Consider the following 2,820-nt stretch of genomic DNA (forward strand, 5'->3'; position numbering starts at 1 on the left):
GTCCGGCGGGCAGCGGCGCGCCGGCCGCGGGGTCGGGGCGCACCAGGGTGGAGCCGTCCCTGGCGACCCGCTCGTCGGTGCGGCCGATCAGCCAGTCGCGGCTGGGCACCACCAGACCGGCCGGGGTGAAGGCGATCCGGCGCAGCTCGGACTGCGGCCCGTTGTCCTTGCGCCACATGCTCGCCACGATGTCCACCGCCTCCTGCGGCGTCTCGGCGAACTCCAGGCCGGCGTAGACCGGGGCGCAGGCGTCCAGGCCGAGGTCCTGCGCGGTGAGCCGGCGCCCGAGCCGCCGGGTGAACACCTCGGCGATCAGCGCCGGGGTGGCGCCGCGGGGCTGCTGGCCGCGGAGCCAGCGGGTGACGGAGGTCTTGTCGTAGCGCAGGTCGAGGCCGTGCTCCAGGCCGAGCTGGTCGACCCGGCGGGCCAGGCCGGCGTGCGAGAAGCCGGCCTCCTCGATCAGCGCGGCGAGCTGGAGGTTCTGGGTGGCACCGGACGGCTGGTGGCGCTCGGGCGGCGCGTGCCGCTCGGGTGCGTGGCGCTCGGGCGGCACGTGCCGGTCGGCGGCCGCGGGCCGGTCGGCGGGTGTGGCCTGCTCGGGCAGCCGCAGGTCGGCGGCGGCGGTCGGGGCGTCGGGGGCGTCCGGAAGGGCCCGGCCGACCGGACCTCGGTGCTGGTCGAGCGGGTCGAGCGGTCCGTACGCCGGGCTGTCGGTTGCAGGCCTTTGGGGCATAGTCAGTCAACACCTCTCGGACGCCGCACCGGCTCCACCAGCGGTTCGGCTGCCTGTGGCGACGCCCCCTGTCGGGAATCGGCGTGAATGTAGCGAGCATTCGGGCGCTATGGGTGGTTCTGACCGAGCAATCCTCCGAACGGGTGAAGCATCCGCGCCCATTGTGGGGAAGACACCTCAGGATGGGTTTGGCTTCGGGGGCGTCCGCCGGCCGACGGCCGCGCCGACGGCGCGATGGCGGGCAACACCACAGTTCAGCGGGGTGCTGTGGGGGGTCGCCACACAGGGGTCCGGCCCCCCGGATCGCCGCCCCTCCCGGCCGCGGACACCACGCCGACCCGTCGGCCCCACCGCCCCCACCGGCCCCCCGCTCCGGTTCGACGGCCCCCGGGCGGCCCCTCGGCGAAGTGGCCTCCTCCCCCATGACCGGGCATGCGGATGTGGTGTCCGGTCACATAGTGCCGATCCCTCGCGCTTCCTACCGTGTGCCGACACCCTCTCCCGAGCCTGGAAGTGATGAGCCATGACGGCCACCGCCCCGGACCCATCGGACCGCGCGAGCAGGAGCTCGCTGCCCCGCGTCGTGGCAGCGAGTCTGATCGGTACCACCGTCGAGTGGTACGACTACTTCCTCTACGGAACGGCCGCGGCGCTGGTGTTCGGGAAGCTGTTCTTCCCGAACAGCGATCCGCTCACCGGGACGCTGCTGTCCTTCCTCACCTATGCGATCGGCTTCGCGGCGCGCCCGCTCGGCGCCCTGGTGTTCGGGCACTTCGGGGACCGGGTGGGGCGCAAACGGCTGCTCGTGGTGAGCCTGCTGCTGATGGGCGGGTCGACCACGCTGATCGGCTGCCTGCCGACGTACGACTCGATCGGGGTGGCCGCCCCGGTGCTGCTGACCACGCTGCGGCTGGTGCAGGGGTTCGCGCTCGGCGGGGAGTGGGGCGGCGCCGTGCTGCTGGTGTCGGAGCACGGGGACGCGCGGCGGCGCGGCTTCTGGGCGTCCTGGCCGCAGGGCGGAGCGCCGGCCGGCAATCTGCTGGCGGCCGGGGTGCTGTCGCTGATGACCGGTCTGCAGTCGGACGCGGCGTTCCTCGCCTGGGGGTGGCGGGTGCCGTTCCTGCTGTCCGCGGTGCTGGTCGGGGTCGGGATGTGGATCCGGCTGGCGGTGGACGAGTCGCCGCTGTTCCAGGAGGCGCTGGCCCGGGCGGAGCGGCGCGGGAGGGCCGAACAGCCGCCGCTGGTGGGGGTGCTGCGCCACCACTGGCGGGAGGTGCTGGTCGCGATGGGCGCCCGGATGGCGGAGAACATCTCCTACTACGTGATGACCACCTTCGTCCTGGCCTACGCCGTCTCGCACGTGCACCTGCCCAAGCAGACCGCGCTGAACGCCGTCCTGATCGCCTCGGCCGTCCAGTTCGCGCTGATCCCGCTCTTCGGCGCGCTCTCCGACCGGGTCGGACGCAAGCCGGTCTACCTGGTGGGCGCGGTCGGCGTCGGGGTGTGGGCGTTCGTCTTCTTCGGGATGGTCGACACCGCGTCGTTCGGGTCACTGGTGCTCGCGGTGACCGTCGGACTGGTCTTCCACAGCGCGATGTACGCACCCCAGGCCGCCTTCTTCTCCGAGCTGTTCGCCACCCGGTTGCGCTACTCCGGCGCCTCGATCGGCGCCCAGTTCGCCTCGGTGGCGGCCGGCGCACCCGCCCCGCTGATCGCCACCGCGCTGCTGAAGGACTACGGCGGCTCCACCCCGATCTCGGTGTACGTGGCGGTCGCGGCGGCCGTCACGGTGCTGGCGGTGCTGTGCGCGCGGGAGACCCGCGGGCACGACCTGGCGGAGGTGGAGGAGGCACCGGAGCGGACGGCGGAGCAGGGCGCGGACGCGGAGCGGGGCGCGGACGCGGAGCGGGGCGCGGACGCGGAGCGGGGCGCGGACGCCGCGGCACCGGCGGCCGGGAAGGCGGCCACCGCCTGACGGGGCGTCCGGGGGGCGGGCGCACCACCCCGAGCGCGGCCGCCCCCCCCGACCCCCCGGCGCCGGGGGCGTTATACCAAAAACAGAACCCCCACGCCAACAAGATTGAGCT

1 protein-coding gene and 1 pseudogene are annotated in these 2,820 nt (G+C 74.1%); one reads left to right on the forward strand and one right to left on the reverse strand.

Annotated features, from left to right (window positions below; all coding sequences use genetic code 11):
* Nucleotides 1–733 (reverse strand): annotated as a pseudogene (locus ACFXAM_RS38420) (hypothetical protein); the annotation flags it as partial.
* 523 nt (nucleotides 734–1,256) lie between these two features.
* Here ACFXAM_RS38420 and ACFXAM_RS38425 point away from each other — a divergent pair.
* Complete coding sequence (locus ACFXAM_RS38425) at nucleotides 1,257–2,708, forward strand: MFS transporter (protein ID WP_380298551.1); 1,452 nt, start codon at nucleotides 1,257–1,259, stop codon at nucleotides 2,706–2,708.
* The last annotated feature ends 112 nt before the right edge of the window (nucleotides 2,709–2,820 follow it).

The organism is Kitasatospora sp. NPDC059462, assembly GCF_042749955.1.
Classification (GTDB): domain Bacteria; phylum Actinomycetota; class Actinomycetes; order Streptomycetales; family Streptomycetaceae; genus Kitasatospora.